This window comes from Rhodococcus sp. APC 3903 (assembly GCF_030407755.1).
GTDB classification, from domain to species: domain Bacteria; phylum Actinomycetota; class Actinomycetes; order Mycobacteriales; family Mycobacteriaceae; genus Rhodococcus_F; species Rhodococcus_F erythropolis.
This window is the reverse complement of record NZ_JASDCV010000021.1, coordinates 92,056-117,452: the sequence shown is the minus strand read 5'-3', so window position 1 is coordinate 117,452 and position 25,397 is coordinate 92,056. Positions and strand designations below refer to the sequence as shown.

Genomic DNA, 25,397 nt, shown 5'->3' with positions numbered 1-25,397 from the left:
TGGACAAAGTTACGCGAAGATCAACACAACACCAAATCGCCAGGTCAGAGCACTGAAGCGGGTTAACAGCCGATAGTTTCCTCGAATTTTTGCCTCTCGCGATGACTTTCCGCGCCCACTGCGGTCTGTATGAGCAGGAACCAACAGGAACCGAAGCGTTCAGTAATCAGTCAATCGACTTCAAGGAGCACCCAATGTCTCGTCTTCTCTTCGTCAACATGCCGGTCAAGGACGTCGCCGCTACCCGGGCGTTCTTCAGCGGCCTCGGCTTCGAGTTCAACGACATGTTCAGTGACGAGAACACTGTCTCGATGATCGTCAGTGATTCCGCCACGGTCATGTTCCTGAACGAACCCCGTTTCGGGGACTTCATCGCCGACGACATCTGTGACACGTCGAAAGCTCGAGAAGCACTGATGTGCGTGTCGGCCGACAGCAGGGAGGAAGTCGACACCTTCGTCGACGCGGCGATCGCTGCCGGCGGTAGCAAGTGGATGGAACCCCAGGATCACGGCTTCATGTACGGACGCGCGTTCCGCGACCTCGACAATCACGTCTGGGAGGTCATGTGGATGGACCCGGCTGCGACTGTTCCCCAGCAGTAACGCAGAACAACAGCAGTAACGAGTAGGCGCGCGGGTCCCTCCATACCGGAGGGCTCGCGCAACTCCTTGCCCCTACAGCTCTGCAGGCAATCCGAACCGTGCGAACAGACTCAGATCGAAGAAACACGTCACGTGCGAGATCCCGGACTCGGTGACATCGAGAACGTGCAACTGGAAAGCACGGTGAACCCCATCGGGCTCGCGCATATAGAGGCCGAACGCCGGCTGGCCGTTGGCGGCGGTCGGTAGCAGCCGCATCGCTCCTGGTCCGTCGGCCGGGCATTTGGTTCCGATGAGCTGCCCGATTGCCTCGGGGCCCTGGTACCAACCCTCGAACGGAGGCATCTCCCAGATGGCTTCCCGCGTGAACAGCTCAACGATTGCCTCGACGTCGTAGCTTTCGAAGCTGTGCACGTAGTCGCGGAGCAACTTCCGGGCAGCCTCGGTAGTCGGTTCCACGAGATCGTCCTCAGTGGGCCCGATGTGATTGATCTGCGCGCGAGCCCGCTGCAGCAGGCTGTTCACCGCAGTGGTTGTGGTGTCGAGCGCCTCCGCAACTTCCGATGCCTTCCACTGCAGAACGTCACGCAGAACCAGAACCGCACGTTGGCGCGCGGACAAGTGCTGCAGCGCGGCAACAAGCGCGAGCCTGACCGAATCGCGATTGACGACCATGACGGCGGGATCATTGACGTCGCCCAACGCAGAATCCGCGATCGGTTCCAACCAGGCAATCTCGTTGCGCTCGATCAAATCGTCGGCCGGGTCCGAACTAGGTGCACCGAGGCCGGTCGGGAGTGGACGCCTCGATCTCCCCTCCAGCGCGGTCAGGCACGTATTCGTCGCGATGCGATAGAGCCAGGTCCTGAGCGACGACTGGCCTTTGTAACCTTCGAACCCGCGCCAAGCCCGGATGAACGTCTCCTGGACCTGGTCTTCGGCGTCGTGAATCGACCCCATCATGCGATAGCAGTGCGCCAGCAACTCGCGGCGGTACGGATCGGCAAGAGTGAGGAAATCACTGTCCAACGCCTGATCGACTGTCATTTGTTCAGACTAGTGGCCGAGCGCCCGAAACACAGGCGTCGGCGAGAATTCGATCAGGCCGGCGCCTGCACCGCGGTCAACCGGGATCTCTTCCTAAGAACGAACCCCAGTGATTCGTAGAGTCTGATTGCATTCGTATTCGATTGCACTGCATGGAGAAACGGCAGCTCGCCGCGTTCGCGAATCCCGGCAGCGACGGCACGGATCAGCGTCGTACCCAGGCCTCGACCTCGGAAGTCGCTGTCGGTGCACACCGCACTGATTTCCGTCCATCCCGGAGGGTGCAACCGCTCCCCCGCCATGGCAACAAGTCTTCCGTCGACGCGAATGCCGTAGTAGCTCCCCATCTCGACGGTACGAGGAAGAAACGGTCCGGGCTTGGTGCGCTCGATCAACGCCAGAATTTCGGGAACGTCGCCCCTTCCGAGAAGTTCGACCGACGGATCAACGGAGACTTCGAGTGCGGAACCGTCCATTTGCACCGAGCCGAACTGATCCACAACGCGCCACCCTTCCGGCGGCTGATGATCAAATCCTCGTAAACCTACTGTGCCGCCTGGACCTACGAGTGTGCGTAGGTTCTCCCAGTCTTCGGCGTCCAACTCGGGCGGATGACCGACAAACGGAGCGACTGTCGGGTCGTATCGCGCAACTCTCCCTGCCCAGCGAGCGAATTGCGCATGATGTCCGCGAAGACCTTGTCGCACAGGATCGTCCAGTGGATGGATGTCGACATCCGTGTCAACAGTCTCGACAAACGACGCCAGGGTCGCCTCCGTGGTCATCGAACCTCTTCCTATCCAAGTCTTCCAGTGATGGAGGCGACCGAAACTCCCCGCCCACCTCGATCACAACGCTAGGAACACTTGCTGTCGTAGTCGCCGGATAGAATCAAGATGATTCTGACTTCCGCCCCACGCCCAGTCACGACCACGGTTCGAGGGCAGATTCTCACAAAGACTTTCGTCGCGACATCTACACCAAACGAAAGGCTGTTCGCCATGAGCCACTCCGACCCGATCAGATCTGCATTCGACCAGCTACCTCTGAAGGAAATGGACGCAGCGACGCTGGTCTTCGCGATCGAGAGCGCCGTCGACGAGATGGCTCTCCCGGGTGAAACCTTGCGGCTCGCCATGGAGGTCGCGACCCTCGCGCACCTCGATCAGTTCAGAAAGAACGGGATCAAGTCAAACGAGGATCCCTACATCGTTCATCCCCTACGAAATGTGTTGCGGCTGCTTCGGTACGGGTGCTCCGATGTCGAGATCCTGAGCGCAACCGCGCTTCACGACACGGTCGAGGACCGACCACACGCCGTCATCGCACTCCTCGGTGGCCGGACTGCGGACGACATGTCTGCATCCGAAGCGCAAGAACGTGCGTCAACACTCATCGCCTCGCACTTCGGCCACAGAATCTCCGAACTTGTTGAGGCAGTGACCAATCCAATCGACTACCCGCACGACAACACCACCGGCTACCAGGATCACGTCATCCGCGCGATCGCGGATCCCGCAGTGTTCCTCGTGAAGTTCAGCGACTTCGTCGACAACGCGGGAAGCGTGAAGTACCTGAGCGAGACCGACAGGCTGAGGCTGGTCACGAAGTACGAACCACTCGTGGAGCACTTCAAGCGGGCTTCGCTTGCTCTCGCCAACGCATTGCAGCTCCCTCCCGCAGGACTCGACGCGATCGCACAGCACATTGCAACCATCGAAGGCGATTTCTCGAATACAGTCCGAGGGGACATAGAAAATACTCGCCAGTAGTACCGATCAGTAATAATCGAGCAATCGGGCGAATTCTCCGAATACGCGATTTTGTTACCAGTGAGTATTCACTTTCTTGCCAATTTCATTACCATCGTGATCCGTGTCACAGGGTCGAATTCCATTGCACTGCAATGATTTAACGCTATAAGTGTAACCGTGGTTCACGTTGACTAATATTCTTCAATTCGCCCAGGTGACATGAGCGTCGACATACTGCATTCTTAGATAAACCAGGGATTCCCTGGAAGCAGACACAATATGTTGCTGATTCGTGATTGGAGCGGTTCTGAGTCCACGCCTGCAGGGTGGCGTACAAGGCACGCCGTGCCTGAGCGCAGGGGACTCTACGAACCGGAAGGGCAATCACTTGCCGACGCGCAACCGGGGGAAACACAGCGCATCGCGGCGTAGTTCACGAACCAGGTAATCCGGGTATGTGGGACACGGTCGGCTCATATCGCAACGTACGTGACGAAGAATCTCATCAAGGACGGTGGCAGTGACAATGTTCAAACGAATCGCAGTGGTCAATCGAGGTGAGGCCGCGGTCCGGCTGATCAGGGCTGTACGCGAACTGAACGCCGAACACGACTACGGCATTCGCGTCATTGCACTGCACACCGAGGCCGAGCGCCGCGCCATGTTCGTCCGCCAGGCCGACGAGGGTGTGACCCTGCGCAGCACCGGCACCGGCAGCCCGTATCTCGACTACGCCGAACTCGAGCGAGCACTCCTCGCAGCCAAGGCCGACGCAGTCTGGGTCGGCTGGGGCTTCGTGGCCGAGGATCCCGCCTTCGCCGAGATCGTCGCGAAACTGGGCATCACGTTCATCGGCCCGAGGGCCGACGCGATGCGCCTGCTCGGAGACAAGGTTGCCGCCAAGATCCTGGCCGAGAAGGTCGGCGTACCTGTCGCCCCGTGGAGCGGCGGACCGGTCGAAACGCGCGCCGACGCTCGTCGTCATGCTCAGTCCATCGGATACCCCCTGATCATCAAGGCCCGAAGCGGCGGCGGTGGACGCGGTATCCGCAAGGTCTGGGCCGAAGACGAACTCGAAGTTGCACTCGAGCGCACGCAGGGCGAAGCAGAGCGGTCCTTCGGCGACCCCGTCGTCTTCCTCGAACGCCTTGTCACCGATGCACGCCACGTCGAGGTACAGGTCATCGCCGACAACCACGGCAATGTCTGGGCTCCGGGCGTTCGCGACTGCTCGATTCAGCGTCGCAACCAGAAGGTCATCGAAGAATCCTCTTCCCCCGTCCTGACCGAAGAACAGTCTGACCACCTCAAGAAGGTGTCCGCCGAACTGGTCAAGGCAGCCGGATACCAGGGCGCAGGCACGGTCGAATACCTCTACCAGCCCGAGAACAAGCTCTTCACGTTCCTCGAGGTCAACACCCGTCTGCAGGTCGAGCACCCGATCACCGAGGTCACCACCGGAATCGACCTCGTCAAACTGCAGATTCTGGTCGCCAGTGGTGACGAATTGGTCGGTGACTGCCCGCCCGCATTCGGCCACGCCGTCGAAGCCCGTCTCAACGCCGAGGACGCGGACAACGATTTCGCGCCGGCACCCGGCACCGTTCAACTCCTCAAGTTCCCGCTCGGCTCCGGCATCCGGGTCGACACCGGCATCGCTGCCGGGGACGTCATTCCGCCCGACTACGACTCGATGGTCGCGAAGGTCATCGCCTGGGGCCGCAACCGCTCCGAGGCACTTGCGCGCCTGCGTACCGCCCTTCGTGAAACCACAGTCGTACTCGACGGCGGCACCACCACCAAGTCGTTCCTCCTCGATCTACTCGATCGCGACGAGGTCATCTCGGCATCCGCGGATACCGGCTGGCTCGACCGCACAGGCGCCCTGACCGGCACCACTCGCCGCGCGGACGTCGCACTGATCGCCACCGCCATCGATGCCTACGACGCCGAGGAGTCCCTCGAGCGTGCGGCCTTCCTCGCCTCGGCACGCGGCGGCCGTCCCCGCGCCAACCATGCGATCGGCCGTACCGTCGAGCTCAACTACCAAGGTCAGGCATACAAACTGACCGTCGGACGTATCGGCCCGCACCGATACCGCGTCGACGGAGACGCCGGCGACATCGAGGTCGACGTCGATCGTCTCGGTGACTTCGAGTCACGGCTGGTGATCGGTGATCGGCGCTTCCACGTCGTTTCCGTCGTGAGCCCGGCTCGCTATCTCGTCGAGGTCGACGGCATCAGCCACCAGATCAGCCAGGACGACGCCGGAGTGGTCCGCGCGCCGGCTCCCGCCGTCGTGGTGGCTGTACCGGTCGCGGTCGGCGACGACGTCGAAGCCGGCTCCACCCTGGTCGTACTCGAATCCATGAAGATGGAGACCGCAGTTCGCGCACCGTACGCGGGCAAGGTGCGTGAAGTTCTCGCTACCGTCAACTCTCAGGTCGATGCCGGCGCGCCGCTCCTGCGCGTCGACCAGGTCAGCGAGGAAGCTGTCACGGAGAAGGCTCCGCGAGTCCAATTCGATCTTCCGGCGGCAACTTCCGGTTCCGACGCCCGCGACGACGCGTTGGCACAGCTCGAAGCACTGACCGCGATGATCAGTGGCTACGACGTCAGCGGTAAGCACGCAAACGCTGTTCTGGCCGAGTACGACGCACTTCGCAGCGCTCTCGAATCCGAGGACCGCGAACTGGTACAGGCCGAACTGGCTGTGCTGACCACCTTCGCCGACATCTGCGAACTCTCGCGCAACAAGCCCACCTCGGGTGAGTCCGCGAAGGACGAATCCGTCCACAGCCCCCGCGAGCACTTCCACACCTTCCTGCACTCACTCGACTCCGAGCGCGAAGGTTTGCCGACGTCGTTCCGCACGAGACTCGAACGGGCACTTCGCCACTACGACGTCACCGATCTGGAAGATCGCCAGGCCGTCGAGGAAGCGGTGTACCGACTCTTCCTGGCTCTGCAGCGCATGGAAGCCCAGATCCCGGTCATTGCAGCACTTCTCGAAGGCTGGCTCGTCGGCGACAAGGCTCCAGGTTGCTCGGCTCAGGAGCTCAACGAGGTTCTCGATCGACTCATCGTCGCGACGCAGGTCCGCTACCCCGTCATCGGCGACGTCGCCCGCAACCTTCGCTTCCGGTTCTTCGACGAGCCGCGCATCCGCAAGGTTCGCGAAGACGTCTACGACGGAGTACGCGGCAACCTCGCCTACCTCGAAGAGCAGCCGGACGCTGCCGATTTCGACGAGCGAATCGCCAACCTCGTCGCCACTCCCGAACCGCTCCTGGACCTGTTGGGTCGAAAGATCGGCCTTGGCAACCGCGATGGCGGCCCTCTGCTCGAGGTCATCACGCGTCGCTACTACAAGATTCACTCCTTCGAAGACGTCCGCGTTTTCGAGCACGTCGACCGCCGTTTCGTGACCGGTAACTTCGACCTCAAGGGCGACGGGCTGCATCTGGTCTCGACGGTGGCCGAATTCGACGCTCTCGGAACGGCTCTCGACGATGTCGCCACAATCGCGCAGGATGCTCCATCCGGTCGCGGCCTGGTAGTCGACATCTACCTCGACTGGCCGAATCAGCCCGCCGACGGCGACACGCTCGTCGAGACGCTGCGCACCGAACTCTCGCGCAACGAGACGATCACCCGGTCCCGCCGCGCGACTGTGATCATCTGCAATCCGAATGGGGAGCCGGTCCGCTGGGTCACCTTCCGCCCGATCGACGGTGAACTGGTCGAGGACAACATCATCCGCGACATGCATCCGCTCACGGGTCAGCGTCTGGACATGTGGCGCCTGAAGAACTTCAACGGCAAGCGTCTGCCGGCTCCGGAGAACACCTACCTGTTCCACCTCTCCGCCAAGGAGAACCCGAAGGACGAGCGCCTGATCGCTCTCGCGGAAATCCGTGACGTGACACCGCAACTCGACGACGAAGGTCAGATGGTTGCGCTTCCGGCCATCGAGCGCACACTTGCCGCGTGCCTCGACGGCATCCGCCGTGCGCAGTCCCAGCGCGGAGACAAGCGTCGACTGGCAGCCAACCGCGTCGTGCTCTACGTGTGGCCGGTCGCCGACGTTCCCAGCGAACGCTTCTCCGTGATCGCTCAGAACGCAGCCCGACTGACCGTCGGCGCCGGGCTAGAAGAGATCACACTCATCACCCGCCTGAAGGACCGAAAGGGCGGCGCGCCCAAGGAAGTTGCGCTGCGATTCTCCTACCGCGCAGGTGCCGGTGTGGTCATCAACAAGACCACGCCTCCCACTGAACCGCTGCTCCCCCTCGACGCGTACGCCCAGAAGGTCCAGAGTTCGCGGGCACGCGGCACGGTGTACCCGTACGAGCTGATTCCGCTCCTGACCGGCACCAAGGGCACCTTCGTCGAGCACGACTTCGACGAAGCGGGCGTCCTCTCACCTGTCGAGCGTCCGTACGGGCTCAACAAGGCCGGCATCGTCGTCGGCCTCGTGAACACTCCGACGCCGCGCTATCCCGAGGGAATGACCCGTGTCGCGCTCTTCGGTGACCCCACCAAGGCGCTCGGTACCGTGGCCGAGGCCGAATGCTCACGCGTGGTCGCTGCCATCGACCTGGCCGAGAAGTTGAACGCTCCGGTCGAGTGGTTTGCACTGTCCTCGGGTGCCACCATCTCGATGGAGAGCGGCACCGAGAACATGGACTGGGTCTCCCGTGGCCTGCGCCGGATCATCACCTTCACCCAGAACGGCGGCGAAATCAATATCGTCGTCACGGGAATCAACGTCGGCGCTCAGCCCTACTGGAACGCCGAAGCCACCATGTTGATGCACACCAAGGGCATTCTGGTGATGACCCCGGACAGCGCGATGGTGCTGACCGGCAAGCAGTCTCTCGACTACTCCGGTGGCGTGTCGGCCGAAGACAACTTCGGTATCGGTGGTTACGACCGCGTCATGGGCCCCAACGGCCAGGCGCAGTACTGGGCCCCCGACCTCACTGCGGCGTGCGAGATCCTGTTCCGTCACTACGCACACTCGTACCTCGCTCCCGGCGAACGGTTCCCGCGTCGCGCAGCGACGACGGACCCAGTCGATCGCGACGTACGTAGCTTCCCGCACACCCACCCGTCGAGCGACTTCGAGACGGTCGGCGACATCTTCTCCTCGGCGAAGAACCCGGATCGCAAGAAGCCCTTCGATATTCGCACCGTGATGCGGTCGGTGGTCGACCAGGACCACTCGGTTCTCGAGCGTTGGGCCGACATGGCCGGCGCCGACACCTCTGTCGTTCTGGACGCGCACCTCGCCGGACATCCGGTCACAGTGGTGGGCATCGAATCCCGCGCGATCCCGCGTAAGGGTCACTTCCCCGCCGACGGTCCCGACACCTGGACGTCGGGAACGCTGTTCCCGAACTCGTCGAAGAAGACGGCCCGCGCGATCAATGCGGCGAGCGGCAACCGTCCGATCGTGGTGCTGGCCAACCTGTCCGGCTTCGACGGTTCACCGGAGTCACTGCGCAACATCCAGCTCGAGTACGGCGCCGAGATCGGCCGCGCCATCGTCAACTTCGACGGACCGATCGTGTTCTGCGTCGTTTCCCGCTACCACGGCGGCGCGTTCGTCGTATTCTCCGGTGCGCTCAACGACAACATGGAAGTTCTTGCTGTCGAAGGTTCGTTCGCCTCGGTACTCGGCGGCGCCCCCGCCGCCGCAGTGGTCTTCACCCGTGAGGTGAACACCCGCACCAACAACGACCCGAAGGTGCAGCAACTGGAAGCAGACTTGGCAGCAGCCAAGGACGACACGGAGAAAGCACACCTGCGCGTCGAACTGAACGCTCAGCGCATCGCCGTCCGCTCCGACAAGCTCGGCGAAGTGGCATCCGAATTCGAAGCGATCCACAACATCCAGCGGGCCCGAGAGGTCGGCTCGGTGGATGAGATCGTCCCTGCCGCAGAACTGCGTCCGCAGATCATCGCAGCAGTCGAACGCGGCATGAAGCGCGCACTCGCGCAGTAAGTTTCTCCGCACGTCGAGCGGTCCCGCGAAATGCGGGGCCGCTCGATTTGTGTCCGCACCGCGCCGGCCTCAGACGCCCTCGAGAGCCTCTCCGATCTCTTCGAGGACGTGATTGTGCTGCTCTGTTGCGAGCAGATGCCCCGCCGCGATGGTGACTGCCACGGGCCACTCGATGATCTCGAACGCAACCATCAGTCCCATCACCGCAAAATAGGCGATCTGCTCGGGTCTCGGAACCGGAATGGCACCGACGATCGGTAGCTCCAACTCGAAGCTCCGTGCCGAACGGACGGATTCCACTACCGCGCGGTGATCGACGGGGTTCGTGTGGTCGACGGTGTTCTGGGACATGTCACGATTCCTCAGGATTCATCTCGGGTCGCCCGGGAGTTCGGCGACGTGTCACTTCCAGCAGCGACGCTCACAAGCGTGTCCGATTCACCGGTTTCCGCTTCTTTGATTTCCGCTTCGCTGATTTCCACGCTGTCGCGAGCGCTGACTCCCCCGGTTCGGGAGGTGTACGCGGTGCTCGTCCGCGTCGGGATCTTGCGAATCGTCGACTGACCTTCCGCGCTCTCCTCAGTTCCAGTCTCCTCAGTTGCGGCGATCCGCTCCAACACCCGCGGAGCCAGCGCCGCCAGCAGCGTCGCTGCCGACGCACAGCCCACTGCTTGACCCCACCCAATCGGACCGAGCGGCGTGCAACCGAGAAATTGGCTCACCACCGGTGTGCTGACGAGCGTCGCCAGCGCCGCAGCGGACCCGGCAACTGTTGCGACCACCAGCGGACTGCGCGATTCGAGCAGCGTCTGCCCCAGTTGGGTGCCCACCAGGGCAACCAACGCCACCGTCGACGCTCGCCGCCGCCTGCCGCTCGTCCGGGCCATAAGCCACGCTGCCAGCGCACCGATTGCCGTGGCACCACCGCGGACAGCGATCGTCTGCCACAACGCATGAGTGTCCATCTGTTCGGACTTCTCGGATCCGTTCTCGGACGGGGTGCTCACCGCAAGCGCAGCAGCGGGCAAGGCGTCCGTCATCAGATTGACCAGTAGCAACTGCCTTGCGTTGAGCGGTGATTCGCCGGACAGCGCAGAACCGATCAGAGCGAATGCGACTTCACCCGCGTTGCCTCCGAGCAAAACCCCCACCGCTGATCTGACCCGCCGCCACAATTGACTGCCCTCGTCCAATGCGTCGGTCAATCCGCCGACACGGCAGTCGAGGAGCACGATGTCTGCGGCGCCGCGCGCCGGATCGCTGTCAGTCGACGCCACCCCGATTCCCACGCTGGAAACTCGGATCGCCGCAGCATCGTTCGCGCCGTCACCGACCATGGCGCACACGCGCCCGTCAGTCTCCAACGCTTGCACGATCTCGACCTTCTGCTCGGGTGTCACGCGCGCAAAGACGCTGCTGCCGCGGACGGCGTTCCGTCGTTCTGCGCGAGAGAAGTTCTCCCAGTCCGGACCGGTGACCACGTCCTCGCGCGCCACATCCATCCCCAGTTCGGTGGCGACCGCCGCCGCTGTTGTCGGATGATCCCCGGTCAGCACGCGCACTTGCTGTCCGTTGCCTTGAAGTTCTCGAACAAGTTGCGTTGCTTCGGGTCTGAGCGTGTCCGAGAGTCCGAGAAGGCCGACCGCTTCCAACCCCTCGGAGCAACACTGTTCGAGAAATTCCGAGTCCTCCGCAGCGCGTCGCGCATCGTGTTCCGACAACTCGCGCTGTGCGACGGCAACCACCCGCAGTCCGCGTCCGGCCATGCTCTGAACGTGGCTCGCCGACACAGCATTCGGATCCCGCCCTGCCTCCGCCACGAATTCCGGTGAACCCTTCAGTGCGATCCGTCTGCCCAGTAGGGCTGCCGAGTACGGCCGCCCAGACCTGAACGGAACGAGGTTGAGCGCGTCGGCATCACCGAAAACCCGAGCCTCGTCCAGAGCTTGTTCGGCTGCATCGACGACGGCGGCGTCCGTCGAATGAAAGACGCGATCGTCGCGACTTCCCAGAGCACTGCGCGCCGCAACTTCCAAAATCTCACTTTCGCCCCAACCGTCGACGCGTTCGACCGCGGCCACCCGTAGCTTGTTCTCGCTGAGGGTTCCGGTCTTGTCGAAGCAGACCACGTCGACACGGCCGAGCGCTTCGATCGAACGTGGAGCACGCACCAACACTCCTGCTGCAGTGAGCCTTCGAGCTGCCGCCTGCTGAGCCAGGGTCGCAACCAGAGGCAATCCCTCCGGCACGGCGGCCACGGCAACGGCCACGCCTCCGGTGACGGCGCGGCGCAGACCGGTACCACGAATCAGACCCGCGACTGTCACCAACGCTCCGCCTCCGATACTGGCCGGCAGAGTCGCCCTGGTGAGTTCGCGCAGTCTGTTGGTCAGGCCCACAGCAGGTCCGGATCGGGATACACCGACATCGGCGCGCCTGGTCACCGTTCGAGCTCCGGTGGCCGTGACCACGCCACGACCGGAGCCGGCAAGCACTGTTGTCCCGGTATAGGCCATGCACCTTCGCTCGGCCAGGGGCATCCCAGGGGTCGGGTCGGTCTGCTTGTCGACGGGCATGGACTCCCCCGTCAACGACGACTCGTCGACTTCCAGCGATTCGGCGCTCAACAGTCGACAATCGGCGGGCACGATGTCCCCGGACTCGAGGGCCACGACGTCACCGAGTTCGAGCGCGTCTGCCGCAGTCTCGACCGTGCCGGCGTTGGTTACTCGCCGAGCTACCGGTTCCTGAGTCCGCAAAAGTCGCTGCACTGCCCGTTCCGAATGAAGTCGTTGAACAGCGGACATCGCGGCATTGCCGACCAAAACCGAACCGACCAGGACGGCGTCTACCGGTGAACCGAGGACTGCACTGGCCGCCGAGCCGGTTGCCAACACCGGCGTGAGTGGATCCGCCAATTCTGTTCGCAACGCCGATAATCCGTCACGGATCAACCTGAAGCGTGCGGGCGCTCGCACACGAGCGTCGGCGCGGCGCGGTGTATGCCGGACGGATTCGGCGAGTTCGCGAACGACAGAATCACCGTCCATCTCATGCCAGGTATCGCTCGGAGTACCGACAGGGGCGGGAGCCTGAATCACAGATCGGGACAGGGTGTATCCGGTCCACAGTCCCGCGGCCGAACCAGCCGTGACCGGCCCCGGCCCAGCCCCTCGAATTCCCGGAAGCATAATCAAGGCGCCCAATGCCGAAGAACCCGAGGAGAGTTCGACGCCGCGCCTCGTCGCTGTTCGGGCAGCCGAGAGCGCATGGACGACCCGCCACGCCCCGGCCAAGTCGGTGTGGATGTCGGCACTCACGTGCTCGCCACTCGGTGGTGAAATCCCGATGCGCAGCACTGCCTGCCCCGCTATCGCCCTACTCGACACGATCGCAACTGTCCGACCCTCGGCCACCAGTGCCGAGAGAGCTTCGCGCAGGCCGGCTTCGGGAGTCGATGGCGCCGGATAGAGCTCGTCGAATCCGCTTCGCAGTGATCCGAGCCCGTCGTCGTCGATCGTGGCCGCTGCGACTCCGCTCGCGCGTATCTCACCTATCAGTGATTCCGCCAACCCTTTTCGCACCGGTCTTACGACAACTTCGGCGCCGTCGATGCGGTGTCTTCCGACCCCGAGTGAGCCGGCGTCAAGCGCTTCCCTGGCATGTGCCCACACCACGACGCGGTCCGACTCGGACACCTCTCGTATGTCGGAAACCCGGAGCGCGTCTTCGAAGAGGACACTCGGATCGACGAGGACGGTATCGACACGATCGAGCATGCGTAGAGCCGCGGGGTCCGAAACGGCGACGTGGTGCGTCCGCCACAGACCGTATGACAAACCAGCAGCGAACGATTCGCGTGACATCCGAAGCGGCCGCGGCGCCGAAACCTTGATGCTCGTCGCAACGGTGTCACCGCCGGCAGACACGGTAGCCAGTGCAGCCCCAGCCGCCAGCTGAACCCCAGCGATCCTGTCGGCATAACGCTCCCCCGGACCACTCGGGTCACGCCTCGTGGAAGCACCGCGACCACCAGATTCGAATGGCCGCACCCGCCGAGAGTTTCGCGCCGCCAGAGTTTCGCGTAGCAGCATCGTCCGCAGCCCGAAATCCACGCCCAATGACGCAGGCGCGTAGGTCAGAACATCCGCGAACGACGTCGCCGACTCCAATGCGAAGTCGGTGAGCGAACGGCCAAGGCGCTGTTCGATTCGCCGACGCACCCGGGGTTGATAATTGATCGCTGACGCCGCCGCCGAGACATAGGCGGAACCCGGCATTCGCGGGGCACGAAGAATCGATCCCGCTGCTGCAGGAATCATCCCGACGCCCGCCAGCGCAAGAGTGCCGGTCCGCAGCGCCACGTCACTGACAGCGGTTCGCGGAATCGTCGAACCACCGACCAACGCCAGACCCGACAACGCCAGGCGCGGCGGCAAAGTTGCCACCGACACCGCACGCCGGGCCATCGCTGAGAACATCAGGAAGTGGATCGAGTGTGCGAAGAACTGTGAGTTCGATCCTGCGACCGACTGGCCGCCTTGTGGGAGTTTCCGCTCGATTCCTTCTTGGCCGGTTCCGTCTTGGTCGCGCGCCCAACCGCCTTGACCGCACGATCGGGCCGCGCGCTCTTGCGATCCCATTCGTGAAGTACCAGGGCCGTGCCGCCGACCGCCAAGAGCACCGGCCACTCCACCAATCCCGCCGCGCCGACGGCGGCCATCGTGAGAACCGCGGTCGGCGTCGAGGAACTACCCGCACGAATTCCGTCTCGGACGCCCTCCGCCGTTCCGCGTATCCCGCCCGTCACTCCACCGATCACTCCGCCACCGACGGCTCCAGCCACCGTCGTCGTTGCGTCTGCCACACCACGAACGACGCGGGTGGCTTCGTCGACAATCATCATCGGACGCTCCTATCAGCAGTCCATCGAAGAATTCAGTATTTGAGGCCATACCCAACACCGACGGCGGCAATCACGATCCGATACATTTTTCGGCGAACCTGGCGAGGGCGCGCCATCGTCAGCGCCGTGAGAGGGTACGGTGCGGGATGCAGCGACCACCTTCATCGACGGGAGTTCCACACAGTGGCGATCATCGGAAATTCGGACCTCGACATCTTCCGACTTAGCTTGGGCGGCAACCCTTTCGGATGGACAGCAGACGAGAAGACGTCCTTCGAGATCCTCGACTCGTTCGCCGAAGCCGGTGCAAACTTCATCGACACCTCCGACTCGTACACGGCGTCGGCTCCCGGCAATTCCGGCGGGGAATCCGAAACGATCATCGGGAAATGGATCACCGATCGGGGACTGCAGAACGACATCGTCGTCGCCACCAAGGTGGGTAGCCATCCCGATTTCAAGGGACTGAAGGCCGACAACATCGCGGCCGCAGCTGAGGCGTCGCTGCAGCGCCTGCAGACGGACTGCATCGATCTGTACTACGCACATTTCGACGACCCGCAGACTCCGCTCGAGGAAACTCTCGAAGCCTTCAATGCGTTGGTCGTCGCGGGCAAGGTTCGCTATCTCGGAATCTCCAACTACAGCCCCGACCGCGTCCGGGAGTGGCTGCGGATCACCGAGGAGAACGGTTACGCCGCGCCCATCGCGCTGCAACCGCACTACAACCTGGTGCACCGCAAGTCGTACGAACCCGAACTCGCGCAGATCGCCACCGACAACAACATCAGCGTCTTCCCGTACTTCGCTCTCGCTTCCGGCTTCCTGACGGGAAAGTACAAGACCCGCGCGGACATCGAAGGCAGCTCCCGCGAACGGCTGACCGCCGGATACTTCAGCGACGCCGGACTCGACGTCGTCGCGGAACTGGCAACAATCGCGCAGGCACACGAAAGCGAGATCTCGACCGTCGCGCTGGCCTGGCTGCTGACTCGACCGGGCATCACCGCACCGATCGCGAGCGTCAGCCGGCCGGAGCAACTCCCGGCGCTACTGGACGCCCCGAATCTGGTGCTGTCGTCGAATGAACTGGACACTCTCGAACGGGTGTCGGCGGCAGTCGGCGCCTGAAATCAGGCAGTTTTGAGATGAGCGCCGAGGGCCGTGTTGTTGATCGTCCAGAACGACCAGCCGTCATGGCTCTCGGTGTCGCCTGAAATGTGACCGGTCACGGCATTGGCGGCCGCGGTCGGATCAGGGAATCGGCGGCCTTCCATCGGTCCGCGCATGATCTCGACGACCTCGGTACTTTCGTCGAAGCGTCCGACCCAGCGGTATCCATGGCAATCAGCCGTCATCTCGAGGCGATTGTCGACAACTTCGATCTCCTCGACACCGCTGGCGCGACGCTTCTTCGCGGCGACCGGCGACGTCTTGCGCTTGGTCGCAACCGGGGCCTCCACGTAAATGCTCGGATCCTTGACCGCAGCCAGTCCCAGCGCATCCCAACGATCGTGACCGTGTACGACGCGTCCGCGCGGAATCGCGTGATGTCCGGTGCGATTGCGTCCGGGGCTGTCCATGATCCACAGGTCGACCTCGGCACGGATGTCGTCCGCGACCTCGTTGGAGGGCAGCATGAAGAACTCGTGCGGGTCTGCAGCCAGGTCGACGAACACCCAGAACTCGGAGCGCGTGTCGTCGCTCTCGAGCGACTCGTCCTGACGCCTGGCCTGCCAGTCACCGTCGAGCTTGGAACGCACTCGGACGATTCGGCTGATGCCGTCTGCGCCCGTCACCTCGACGGGATTACGACGTGAGTGCGTGAGGCGGACAGCCTTGCCCCCACGCTGCGTAGCTTCGGAAATGAACGCATTGATGCCGCGGCTTGCGGTGTCTTCCATGATCGACCTGTCTCGAGCGGGTACGCCCGCATCACCGGATCGGCATCGGGGTCGAGCAAAGAGCGAATTCTCGGCCTGTTCTTCGATCGTGCGGCCGGTCAGTACCTTCGACCTTACAGCTCCGGCGACAGCCTGACTACGGCGCCCGACGCTCGTTCCCGGAGGTCAGCAGTGCAATGTCCCCGTAAAGAGCCGCCCGGTGAGCGAACATCAGTTCTTCCACACCGTCGAATTGATCCCCGACGTAGTGCGTGTTGGCAGCCGAAAGTTCACGTGAACCAGAGCGCGCGAGGAGGTCGTCGATCCGGCTGTCGAGGCTCGCTGCATGCGCAACCGCACGCTGCGAACTCAACTGATCCTCGGCCCGTGCGACCAGGTCACCGATCCGCGCGAGCGCCGCGACGCGCTCGACCAGCTGGTCCCAGACCGTGCCGAGCGCTTCCCTTCGCGAAGCGATTCCGGCTCGCGTTCCCTCGTCGCGTGCCAGCGCAGCCGCGTCGTCCAGCTCTGCGAGTATCGAACGCAGCGCTACGGTATCGACCGCGATCTGCGTGATCTCGTCTGCCAAGTCCAGTTGATTACGTTGAATGACGAAGTGATCGGAATGCCACGCGCTGGAACTCTCGATCCGGTCGAAAAGATTCCCGGCGAGGTAAAGCAGTGCGTCGTACTCACCGGCGCGTCCTTCGGGTTCGGAATCGACCAGTCCGTCGAGGACTTCCGCGATACGTCTTCCGGCATCGGCGACGACACCGGTTCCCTGGACCTTCCCGAACTGGGCGGCGAGTTTGTCGAGTGCTGCGTTTCCACTGCTGGCCACGACACCGAGACCCACCGGCAGCTTGGCCGGAACCGGCGTGCGGGTGAGCCCGGCAAAGAGAGCCTCGCGCTGCTCGACGTCGAGATGGAGACCGTCGCGGCGGTCCTTGCGGATGGCACGGACGCTGCTCGCGAAATGACGATTGGAATGCACGATCGCCGATCGCATCGACTGAACGCGCTTGTCCAGCGTCTGCACCCGCCGTTCGAGGACAACCTGAACGGGACCGATGCGTGTCGCGAGCAGTCGACGCCTGGTGCGGGCCAGCTCGTCGGTGAGATACCTCAACTCGGAAAATCCGCCGATCTCCGGGAACGAACGTCCGACAGTGCGCCGGTTCGCCAGGATCGACCGCGTCGACTCGTCCGCATAGCCGCCGGCGATCAGCAATGCGACATCGTCGGACAACTCCGGCCGGTTCGACTCGACGGTCCCCGCCGCACACCACTCCCTGACTCGGGTGGAGATGAGCGTTCGCCGTTCGGTCACCGACGCCACGACAAAGACGTCGCCATTTCCGTCTGCCATCTCACGGCCATCCGTCATCTCACGCCTCCTGCTGGGTGCCGGTTACCACTGTTCCAGAATCTGCCGACACGCGCCCGACCCCTGCTCCCGAAGCCGACGCACCTCTGCCATACCGTAGGCGGGTGACCTCCCTGCGATCAGACGCGCAAGCAGGTCACTCGCGCGCACCGCGGACTCCTCCAGCGGTTCAACCACTACTTCCCGATCTCGCGATCGAACAACTCCAGTCGTTGTTGCAGGTACGTTCCTGGACTCTCGCGGAATGGTTCGCGATGGCCGACCAACGCGGATTCCTCGCGCCCGCGGCCAGTGTTCCGCTCTTCATGGAAGCCGCGCTGAAGTATCCCGAGCACCGCGAGGCGCTCCTTCGCCTCGCCGGTCGACGCGGGCAGTACCTGGCGGAGCAGAATCCCGATTGGGCCCAATTGCGGCGGATCGGGTCACGCCGGGACGAACTGTGGCTATCGCCCGATCCGAACGACCGTACGGCCTGGTTCGATTACATACGTACGGTCGACCCGGAACTGGCGAGCGAGGAGCTCGAGATCGCCTGGGACGAGGAGCCCACCGCAAACCGCCTGCACTTCCTCGATCACCTCGAGGTCGGACTGGGTGAACACGATCACACCCTCCTCGAGCGTGCACTCGACGATCCAGCCGTGCGGGTTCGTGAGCGTGCAATTCAACTACTACGGCAACTCCCCCGATCTCCTTTTGCCTCTCGCATGGTCACTCGGGCTAAGTCGTGGGTCCGGCTCGAGACGAAGCCGTTGCGACCGCGCCTTGCCGTCCGGTTGCCAGGCTCGCTCGACGACCTCGCATTTCGTGACGGCATCGAAGACGTCCACTACAAGAACAAAGGCATCCGGCGCTGGTGGTTACGGCAAGTCGTGACCGCCACTCCACTGACGCTGTGGGAATCGATGGCCGGTTCGCCACGCGAGGCCCTCACCATCCCCATCGAGAAGCAATGGCGCACCGTGATGATCGAATCATGGACTGCCGCAACAGTTCTTCAGAAGAACACAGCGTGGGCGTCGGCATTTCTGGAGCGGGACGGGCGCACGACCGACCGGAGAATCGTCGCCATCGCGGACCCACGCGAGCGCGTCGAATACATCGTTGCCGGCCACGCGGACGAATACCTTCTGGGCGTCGACGGCAGCGCACTACTCGACGGCATCGACCGTCCATGGCCCCTGGCCGTCGCCGAAAAGTTGTTGAACGCCTTGGAGAACGAAGCGATGGAGCATGCTGCTACGGGTGAGGACTTGGGCATTCACTCGCGACACAGTCACTTTTCCACTCTGCGAAGCGTGCAGGCGCGCTTCCCTTTCGACGCCGTACCGCTTCTGCAGGACGCGGCGGCACGAACGAGTGACCCCGGGTGGCAACAAGCATTCACCGACAGCGCCGTCAACATCGAGCAGCGCCAACTCCGCTTGGACGTTCTACGTAATCACCACTGAACGACAAAGGGGCCGCATCCCTCGAACAGAATGCGGCCCCTCTGTCGATGGTGAAAGATCAGACCACGCTGACCATCTCGTGATCAGCCACACCGGCGGCCAACACCCGGAGGTGATCTTCGGTGCTGCCGAGGGTGTGCTCGATGGCGACGAGGCGACTCACGTAATGACCCACCGGGTATTCGGCGGTCATACCGATACCACCGTGCATCTGGATCGCTTCCTGGCCGATGAGCCGAGCCGAGCGCCCGATCTGCAACTTCACCCGCGAAGCGATCACCGGATCCACGACGCCGTCGGCAAGGGACATCGTTGCGTACAGACTCATGCTGCGCGCCAACTCGAGCGAGACGTACAGATCGGCGGCACGATGCGTCAATGTCTGGAACTTTGCGAGCGGAACACCGAATTGCTTACGCGTCTTGAGGTATTCGGTGGTCAGACGCAGCGCCTCTTCCATTGCTCCGACAGCCTCGGCGCACAGCGCGGCCTGCTCACGGATCTGTGCGGCCTGGATCAGAGCAGAAGCGTCTCCGCCCTCACCGAGCGCTTCGGCGGGAGTATCGGTGAACTCGATCTGCGCCCCGCGCAAACCGTCGTGAGTGGCGTAGGACTTGCGTACCAAGCCCGAGGCATCACTCTTGACGAGGAACAGTCCGACGCCGCCATCCGGGAGCGCAGCGCTCACGACGAGGATGTCCGCCGTCGCGCCGTGCCCGACCGGATTCTTGATGCCGGTGACGGTCCAGCCGCCGTCGACCTGCGCCGCCGCGGTGGCCCGTTCGGTTGCCGGCCAACGGATTCCTGGTTCCTGATCGGCGAACGCGAGGAACGTGGTGCCCTCGGCCACTCCGGGAAGAATCGACGAGCGCTGCTCTGCGCTGCCTCCTTCGGAGATGAGCCCGCCCGGCGTCACGACCGCGTCGAGTAACGGTTCGGGGGCCAAGCGTCGACCGATCTCGGTCATGACCGCACCGATTTCCACCGGGCCCGCGTCCATGCCGCCGTCGTCCTCGGAGAACGTCAGGCCGAGCAAGCCGACCTCGGCCAACTGCTTCCAGACCTGCGGGCTCCACCCTGGATCGGAGTCGATGATCGCGTTGCGCTTCTCGGCGTCGTAGCTACGCGCTAGGAGGTCTTTGGTGGTGTCGCGGAGAAGCTTCTGCTCGTCGTTCAGTTCGAAGTCCATGCCACGCCTCACAATCCGAGGATCGAGGAGGCGATGATGCTGCGCTGCACTTCGCTCGATCCGCTGTAGATGGATACCTTGCGGTAGTTCAGGTACGTCGGGGCAGTGTGCTGCGCCCAGCTCGCGGAGGCGATGTCGCTGCCCGCGTCGTACGGCAGTGAATCAGGGCCGGCCACGTCCATCAACAATTCGACGCTCGCCTGCTGCAATTCGGAGCCACGAAGCTTGAGCAGCGACGACGCCGGGTTCGGCTGGCCGTCAGCGGAACTGGCGACCACCCGGAGCTGAGTAAGCTCGAGGGCAAGCAATTCGTTTTCGAGTTCGGCGAGGCGAGCAGCGAAGAGCGGATCTTCGAGCAGGGTCCCGTTGCCGACCTTGACCTCGGCAGCGCGGGCCTTGGCCTGGGCCAGACGAACCTTCGAGAAACCGACGCGGGTGACACCGGTGCGCTCGTTGCCGAGCAGGAACTTGGCGTAGCCCCAGCCCTGATTCTCTTCACCGACCAGGTTCTCTCCCGGAACGCGGACGTCCTCGAAGAACACTTCGTTGACCTCGTAGCCGCCGTCGATCAGCTTGATCGGGCGGACCGTGACGCCAGGCGTCTTCAGGTCGACCAGAATGAACGAGATACCTGCCTGGCGCTTGGGCGCATCGGGATTGGTACGCACGAGGCAGAAGATCCAGTCGGCGTACTGTCCCAGCGTCGTCCAGGTCTTCTGACCGTTGATGACCCAGTCGTCGCCGTCGCGGACCGCGCGGGTCTTGAGCGAAGCGAGGTCGGAGCCGGCCTCGGGTTCGGAGAATCCCTGGCACCACCAGATGTCGAGGTTCGCGGTCGCGGGAAGGAACTTCTCCTTCTGCTCCTGCGAGCCGAAGGCTGCGATGACCGGACCGACCATGTTGGCGTTGAACGCCAATGGTTCGGGGACCGACGCAAGCTGAAGTTCGTCGAGCCAGATGTTGTGCTGGACCGGGGTCCAGTCCTTGCCGCCCCACTCGACCGGCCAGTGCGGTACCGCCAGACCGTGAGCATTGAGGATCTGCTGCGCCTCGACCATACGGTCGCGCCCCAACTCCTCGCCGTGGGCGTACGCCTCCCTGATGTCCGCGGGGATTTGCGTACGGAAGAACGTCCGCATCTCGTCGCGGAACGCTAGTTCCTCGTCGGTCAATGCCAGGTTCATCGGGATTCCTTCGCACTCGAAACCGGATTCATGTTCGGTTCGACCGTACCCCGACGACCATGGAGGCGGAACAGGTACCGCGAAAGACGGCACTCAGGGCCGACCTTCTACACGGTTTTGAGGACCAACAGGTAACCCCCGCCCGCGGCGTCGATGCTCGTTTCCACGTTCAGCGACGGAGCCAAACGTGACAACCGATCGATCAACCAATCCGACGCTTCCTGGGCGTCGTCTTTGCCGGGGCAGCGAGCGACGGCGACGCGGCCACCCTTGCGCTCGAGTTGCTCCACGACCCCGATGATCGGAGCGGGATCCACGACGAACAGCCGATCCGGCCATTCCACAACAGGTTTGACCGCACCCTTCTTGGTGTTGCATGCGCGGTGCGCCAAGCGTTCGACGCCACCTTTTGTCTTGCCACCCTTTTTTGCGGTGTTGATGCTGTCGATGCTCGGGCCGCGCGGATCATTGACGGACATGTCGGGATCGACCGGTTCGTCGCACAGCCAGCAGCGCCAGGATTCACGTTCGCCGACTTCTTGAAGGGTGCTCATGTGGCAACGGTACCGTGCGCACTTTCGGCTGCTTCCGCTACCAAAAGTGCGCACGGGGCCGAAGGCCCTACATGTCTGCAATCGCCTCCAGCGGCTTCGTCTTGGCCGCTCGGTTGGCCGGCCACAGCGCCGCCAAGACACCGACCACACCCGAGCCGATCAGCATTCCGACCACCTGACCCCACGGGATCGTGATCTTGTCGAGGCCCTGATCCGCGAGAGTGCTCACGAAGGCCCAACCGAACGCGATGCCGAGAACAACTCCGACCGCCGCGCCGTACACCGCGATGAGCACCGACTCGAGGTAGATCGTGCGTCGCATCTGTCCGCGCTGCATGCCGACAGCTCGCAGCATTCCGATTTCTCGTCGCCGCTCGACCACCGACAGTGCCAAGGTGTTGATGATGCCCAGGATTGCGATCACGACCGCGAGTGCAAGCAGTCCGTAGAGGATCGCCAACAAGGTGTTGATCTGCTGGCCCTGAGTTCCCTTGAACTCCTCACGATCCTGCACCTGGACGACGACGTACTTCTCCGTGGCCGTTTCCAGCTCGGATCGCAGCGTAGTCAGATCCGCACCAGGCTTCGCCTTCACCAGCACCACGAAGTCCGGGAGACTCTCGGCCGGCATCAGTTTCCGGTACGCCTCGTCCGAGACGATCCACGAGCCGATCAGCTGGTTGTCCTCGAACACTCCCGCGACAACGGTCTGGTACTCGACGCCGCCAGGACCGGTCAACGTCTGGGTCGAGCCGACAGTCCAGCCCTTGTCATCCGCAGTCGACTTCGAGACGAGCATGTTGTTGCCGGTCAGATCGACCGTGCCCTCGAGGATCTTGTACTCGAGCACGCCTTCGATCGGTCCGTCGAACGAAGCACCCTGCTCGTCCTCACCGTCGACCTTCGCGCGCACCCCGTGCAAGGACGTCGCGCTCTGTACGTCGGGTACCTGCCGGACCGCGTCGGCCGCACCTCGCGGCACACCGATCGCGTTGGGACCGGTCAGGATGTAGTCGGCCGAGACACCCACGTCCACAAGAGCATTGATGCTCGCCTTGGCCGAGGAACCGAACACTCCGATGACCGTCACCAGCATCAGACCGAGAGTCAGCGCGAATGCCGTTGCGGCCGTACGGCGAGGATTACGCACCGCATTGGTACGGGCCAATCGCCCGATGGCGCCGAACGGCTTGGCGAACACGGCACCGAGCGCACCGACGATCGGTCGCGACAGCGCCGGAGCCCCGAGAAGAACCGCGATGATCAACGAGAACGCACCGAGTCCGACTATCAACGCAGCCCCACCACCGGTACCGCGAGAGCCGAACACGAGCAGTGCCACACCGATCACGCCGAGAATCGCACCGATCAACGTCCGCACTCGCAGTGAGTCACCGGTAGAGGCGAACTCCTCACGCATGGCCGCTACCGGCGGGATCTTCGACGCACGACGAGCCGGGGCGTAAGCGCTGAGCGTCGTGACGACGACGCCGACCACCAACGCGACGATGATCGTGCGGGCACCCACCTGGAGCGGGCCTTCCGGCAGACCGACGTCGAATGTGTTGAGCAGACTGCGCAATCCGTAGGCGAGACCGATACCGCCGAGCAGACCGATGATGCTGCCGATGAGTCCGACCACGAGCGCCTCGGTGACCACCGAACGGCCGACCTGCGCTCGGCTCGCACCGATCGCACGCAGCAGCGCCAGCTCACGAAGACGCTGCGCCACGATCATCGAGAAGGTGTTGTAGATGATGAACGTTCCGACGAGCAGAGCAATCGCGCCGAACGCCAACAGGAAGTAGTTGATGAAGCTCAGCGCCGAGTCGACCTCGGCCTTGGTCTCCTCACGAACCTGGTCGCCGGTCTGCACCTTGAGATCGGGGAAAACCTGCTCGACGCGTTGCTGCAGTTCCGTCTGCGACACCCCGTCGCCCGCGACGTCGATGTACTCGACGTGTTGGCCGTCGGTGAAGAGTCCACGGGCCTGCTCGTCGGTGAAGAGCGCGCCGATGAACCCGCCGGTGTCACTGCCCGCCCCCTCGTAGATGCCGGACAACGTCACGTCCACGATTCCGCGGGCCGGTGCCAGAACCTTGGCGGAGTCCCCCACCTTCAGTCCGGCTCGCTCGGCGGCGCTGGTGTTCAGCGCGACCTGACCGGTCTGCGTCGGAGGCGCGCCCTCGACGAAGGTGTCGGGTTCGGCAATCGCCTGGCCCGGCGGTAGGTAGGACTGACCGATACTCGGCGCGCCGCCGGTCTGAACAGCGCCGCCGTCTGCGTTGATCAGGACGATCTGTCCACTGACGGCCGGGGCTACCGCTCGGACGCCGTCGACTGCGGCAAGTTTGTCGACATCCTCGACCGGAACGCCACTGGTGTTGCGCTCTTCCATCGATACCCGGACGTCGACGCCCTGGGCGGTGTTCTCGAAGATCGAATCGAAAGTCTTCTGGAGGGTGTCGGTGAAAACGAACGACCCCGCGACAAAAGCCGTGCCAAGCACCACGGAGAGAACCGTCAGCGCAAGTCGCACCTTGTGTGCCGCCAAGTTGCGCAGGGAAACCTTGCGCATCGGCGAGTTGCTTACCGAAGCCATGTGCTCAAGCCCCGGCTTCCACGTTCACGACCGCCTGCGGAGCGTCCAGACGCTTCATCCGGTCGAGGACCGAATCCGCCGTAGGCTCGCGCAATTCGTCGACGATCTTGCCGTCCGCGAGGAACACCACCCGGTCGGCATACGCCGCTGCCCGCGGATCGTGCGTCACGATCACCACGGTCTGGTTGAACTCGTCGACGGCCGCCCGCAGGATCGAGAGCACCTCCCCGGAGGACTTCGAATCGAGGTTTCCGGTCGGCTCGTCGCCGAAGATGATCTCCGGCTGACCCGCCAGGGCACGCGCACACGCCACACGCTGCTGCTGACCACCCGAGAGCTCTCCCGGCCGGTGATCGAGGCGATCCCCGAGACCCAGCTTGGTCAGGACGCTGTTCAGCCAGGTCGGGTCCGCTTTGCGTCCCGCGATGTCGAGCGGCAACGTGATGTTCTCGAGCGCCGTCAGCGTCGGCACCAGGTTGAACGCCTGGAAAACGAAACCGATGCGGTCGCGTCGCAATTGGGTCATCTGTTTGTCGGAAAGCGTCGTGAGTTCCGTGTCGCCGATGAGAACGGAACCCGAACTTGCGGAATCCAGACCGGCGAGGCAATGCATCAGCGTCGACTTACCGGAACCGGACGGCCCCATGATCGCCGTGAACTCACCGCGGGCGAAATCTGCGGACACCGAACTGAGTGCGTGCACCTGGGTATCTCCGGTGCCGTAGGTCTTGGACAGGCCGACTGCGCGGGCCGCGACATCCTGGGCGTGCGAACTCATGATCGCCTTTCCTGTTCACTTCGGTACTACTTGTGGGCGTGACGGGC

General features: G+C 63.4%; 17 protein-coding genes. 5 read left to right on the top strand and 12 right to left on the bottom strand.

From position 1 onward, the window contains the following. Positions 1-194: 194 nt before the first annotated feature. Positions 195-605, top strand: a complete 411-nt coding sequence (locus QMA15_RS25820; RefSeq protein WP_003945103.1) for a VOC family protein — start codon at positions 195-197, stop codon at positions 603-605. A 72-nt stretch (positions 606-677) separates the two neighbouring features. Here the strand turns inward: QMA15_RS25820 and QMA15_RS25815 are convergent, their stop codons facing one another. Both QMA15_RS25815 and QMA15_RS25810 read right to left on the bottom strand, forming a co-directional pair. Next, on the bottom strand, positions 678-1,652 hold the full coding sequence (locus QMA15_RS25815) for a sigma-70 family RNA polymerase sigma factor (protein WP_020970164.1): 975 nt from the start codon (positions 1,650-1,652) through the stop codon (positions 678-680). A 53-nt stretch (positions 1,653-1,705) separates the two neighbouring features. Further along, a complete protein-coding gene (locus QMA15_RS25810; protein ID WP_029255775.1) occupies positions 1,706-2,437 on the bottom strand; it encodes a GNAT family N-acetyltransferase in 732 nt (243 codons plus the stop codon). Between the two features lie 216 nt (positions 2,438-2,653). Between QMA15_RS25810 and QMA15_RS25805 the strand changes: the two genes are divergently transcribed. Beyond that, positions 2,654-3,424 (top strand): HD domain-containing protein, encoded by a 771-nt coding sequence (locus QMA15_RS25805; RefSeq protein WP_019749288.1) that lies wholly within the window; start codon positions 2,654-2,656, stop codon positions 3,422-3,424. 508 nt (positions 3,425-3,932) lie between these two features. After that, positions 3,933-9,416 carry a carboxyl transferase domain-containing protein gene (locus tag QMA15_RS25800; RefSeq protein WP_279164087.1) on the top strand — a complete coding sequence of 1,828 codons (5,484 nt, stop codon included), beginning with the start codon at positions 3,933-3,935 and terminating at the stop codon, positions 9,414-9,416. Positions 9,417-9,485: 69 nt separating this feature from the next. On the opposite strand, the gene QMA15_RS25795 is transcribed toward QMA15_RS25800, so the two are convergent. The 3 genes from QMA15_RS25795 to QMA15_RS25785 are packed head-to-tail and all read right to left on the bottom strand — an operon-like array spanning position 9,486 to position 14,322. After that, positions 9,486-9,767 (bottom strand): hypothetical protein, encoded by a 282-nt coding sequence (locus QMA15_RS25795; protein WP_030536904.1) that lies wholly within the window; start codon positions 9,765-9,767, stop codon positions 9,486-9,488. An 11-nt stretch (positions 9,768-9,778) separates the two neighbouring features. Beyond that, entirely contained in the window at positions 9,779-13,897 is a 4,119-nt protein-coding gene (locus QMA15_RS25790) for a cation-translocating P-type ATPase (RefSeq protein ID WP_279164053.1), read from the bottom strand. Beyond that, complete coding sequence (locus QMA15_RS25785; protein WP_020908416.1) at positions 13,897-14,322, bottom strand: hypothetical protein; 426 nt, start codon at positions 14,320-14,322, stop codon at positions 13,897-13,899. The genes QMA15_RS25790 and QMA15_RS25785 overlap by 1 nt, the downstream gene beginning before the upstream one ends. Before the next feature lie 183 nt (positions 14,323-14,505). Here QMA15_RS25785 and QMA15_RS25780 point away from each other — a divergent pair, with 183 nt between their 5' ends. Continuing rightward, positions 14,506-15,453, top strand: coding sequence for an aldo/keto reductase (locus tag QMA15_RS25780; protein ID WP_141488672.1), 948 nt, complete (start codon positions 14,506-14,508; stop codon positions 15,451-15,453). Between the two features lie 2 nt (positions 15,454-15,455). On the opposite strand, the gene QMA15_RS25775 is transcribed toward QMA15_RS25780, so the two are convergent. Continuing rightward, on the bottom strand, positions 15,456-16,226 hold the full coding sequence (locus QMA15_RS25775) for a hypothetical protein (RefSeq protein WP_019749294.1): 771 nt from the start codon (positions 16,224-16,226) through the stop codon (positions 15,456-15,458). A gap of 136 nt (positions 16,227-16,362) precedes the next feature. Then, positions 16,363-17,592 carry a hypothetical protein gene (locus QMA15_RS25770; RefSeq protein ID WP_141488671.1) on the bottom strand — a complete coding sequence of 410 codons (1,230 nt, stop codon included), beginning with the start codon at positions 17,590-17,592 and terminating at the stop codon, positions 16,363-16,365. A 104-nt stretch (positions 17,593-17,696) separates the two neighbouring features. On the opposite strand from QMA15_RS25770, the gene QMA15_RS25765 reads away from it, so the two are divergent. Then, positions 17,697-19,043 carry a DUF5691 domain-containing protein gene (locus QMA15_RS25765; protein WP_020970170.1) on the top strand — a complete coding sequence of 449 codons (1,347 nt, stop codon included), beginning with the start codon at positions 17,697-17,699 and terminating at the stop codon, positions 19,041-19,043. Between the two features lie 58 nt (positions 19,044-19,101). Here QMA15_RS25765 and QMA15_RS25760 read toward each other — a convergent pair whose 3' ends face one another. The 5 genes from QMA15_RS25760 to QMA15_RS25740 form a co-directional block, all read right to left on the bottom strand. Further along, positions 19,102-20,232 carry an acyl-CoA dehydrogenase family protein gene (locus tag QMA15_RS25760; RefSeq protein WP_020970171.1) on the bottom strand — a complete coding sequence of 377 codons (1,131 nt, stop codon included), beginning with the start codon at positions 20,230-20,232 and terminating at the stop codon, positions 19,102-19,104. An 8-nt stretch (positions 20,233-20,240) separates the two neighbouring features. Then, positions 20,241-21,416, bottom strand: coding sequence for an acyl-CoA dehydrogenase family protein (locus tag QMA15_RS25755; RefSeq protein WP_007736177.1), 1,176 nt, complete (start codon positions 21,414-21,416; stop codon positions 20,241-20,243). Between the two features lie 107 nt (positions 21,417-21,523). Next, positions 21,524-21,970, bottom strand: a complete 447-nt coding sequence (locus QMA15_RS25750) for a hypothetical protein (RefSeq protein ID WP_020970172.1) — start codon at positions 21,968-21,970, stop codon at positions 21,524-21,526. Between the two features lie 67 nt (positions 21,971-22,037). Further along, positions 22,038-24,572 (bottom strand): FtsX-like permease family protein, encoded by a 2,535-nt coding sequence (locus QMA15_RS25745; protein WP_019749299.1) that lies wholly within the window; start codon positions 24,570-24,572, stop codon positions 22,038-22,040. A 4-nt stretch (positions 24,573-24,576) separates the two neighbouring features. Beyond that, the gene (locus QMA15_RS25740; RefSeq protein ID WP_003945134.1) at positions 24,577-25,350 is read right to left on the bottom strand and encodes an ABC transporter ATP-binding protein; all 774 of its coding nucleotides are present in this window, start codon (positions 25,348-25,350) and stop codon (positions 24,577-24,579) included. Positions 25,351-25,397 lie beyond the last annotated feature (47 nt).

Coding starts and splice junctions, on each gene's coding strand:
- QMA15_RS25810 (WP_029255775.1), bottom strand. CDS start 2,437: ATGACCACGGAGGCGACCCTGGCGTCGTTTGTCGAGACTGTTGACACG.
- QMA15_RS25795 (WP_030536904.1), bottom strand. CDS start 9,767: ATGTCCCAGAACACCGTCGACCACACGAACCCCGTCGATCACCGCGCG.
- QMA15_RS25820 (WP_003945103.1), top strand. CDS start 195: ATGTCTCGTCTTCTCTTCGTCAACATGCCGGTCAAGGACGTCGCCGCT.
- QMA15_RS25760 (WP_020970171.1), bottom strand. CDS start 20,232: ATGGACTTCGAACTGAACGACGAGCAGAAGCTTCTCCGCGACACCACC.
- QMA15_RS25750 (WP_020970172.1), bottom strand. CDS start 21,970: ATGAGCACCCTTCAAGAAGTCGGCGAACGTGAATCCTGGCGCTGCTGG.
- QMA15_RS25770 (WP_141488671.1), bottom strand. CDS start 17,592: ATGACGGATGGCCGTGAGATGGCAGACGGAAATGGCGACGTCTTTGTC.
- QMA15_RS25790 (WP_279164053.1), bottom strand. CDS start 13,897: ATGTTCTCAGCGATGGCCCGGCGTGCGGTGTCGGTGGCAACTTTGCCG.
- QMA15_RS25815 (WP_020970164.1), bottom strand. CDS start 1,652: ATGACAGTCGATCAGGCGTTGGACAGTGATTTCCTCACTCTTGCCGAT.
- QMA15_RS25745 (WP_019749299.1), bottom strand. CDS start 24,572: ATGGCTTCGGTAAGCAACTCGCCGATGCGCAAGGTTTCCCTGCGCAAC.
- QMA15_RS25805 (WP_019749288.1), top strand. CDS start 2,654: ATGAGCCACTCCGACCCGATCAGATCTGCATTCGACCAGCTACCTCTG.
- QMA15_RS25755 (WP_007736177.1), bottom strand. CDS start 21,416: ATGAACCTGGCATTGACCGACGAGGAACTAGCGTTCCGCGACGAGATG.
- QMA15_RS25775 (WP_019749294.1), bottom strand. CDS start 16,226: ATGGAAGACACCGCAAGCCGCGGCATCAATGCGTTCATTTCCGAAGCT.
- QMA15_RS25785 (WP_020908416.1), bottom strand. CDS start 14,322: ATGATGATTGTCGACGAAGCCACCCGCGTCGTTCGTGGTGTGGCAGAC.
- QMA15_RS25740 (WP_003945134.1), bottom strand. CDS start 25,350: ATGAGTTCGCACGCCCAGGATGTCGCGGCCCGCGCAGTCGGCCTGTCC.
- QMA15_RS25800 (WP_279164087.1), top strand. CDS start 3,933: ATGTTCAAACGAATCGCAGTGGTCAATCGAGGTGAGGCCGCGGTCCGG.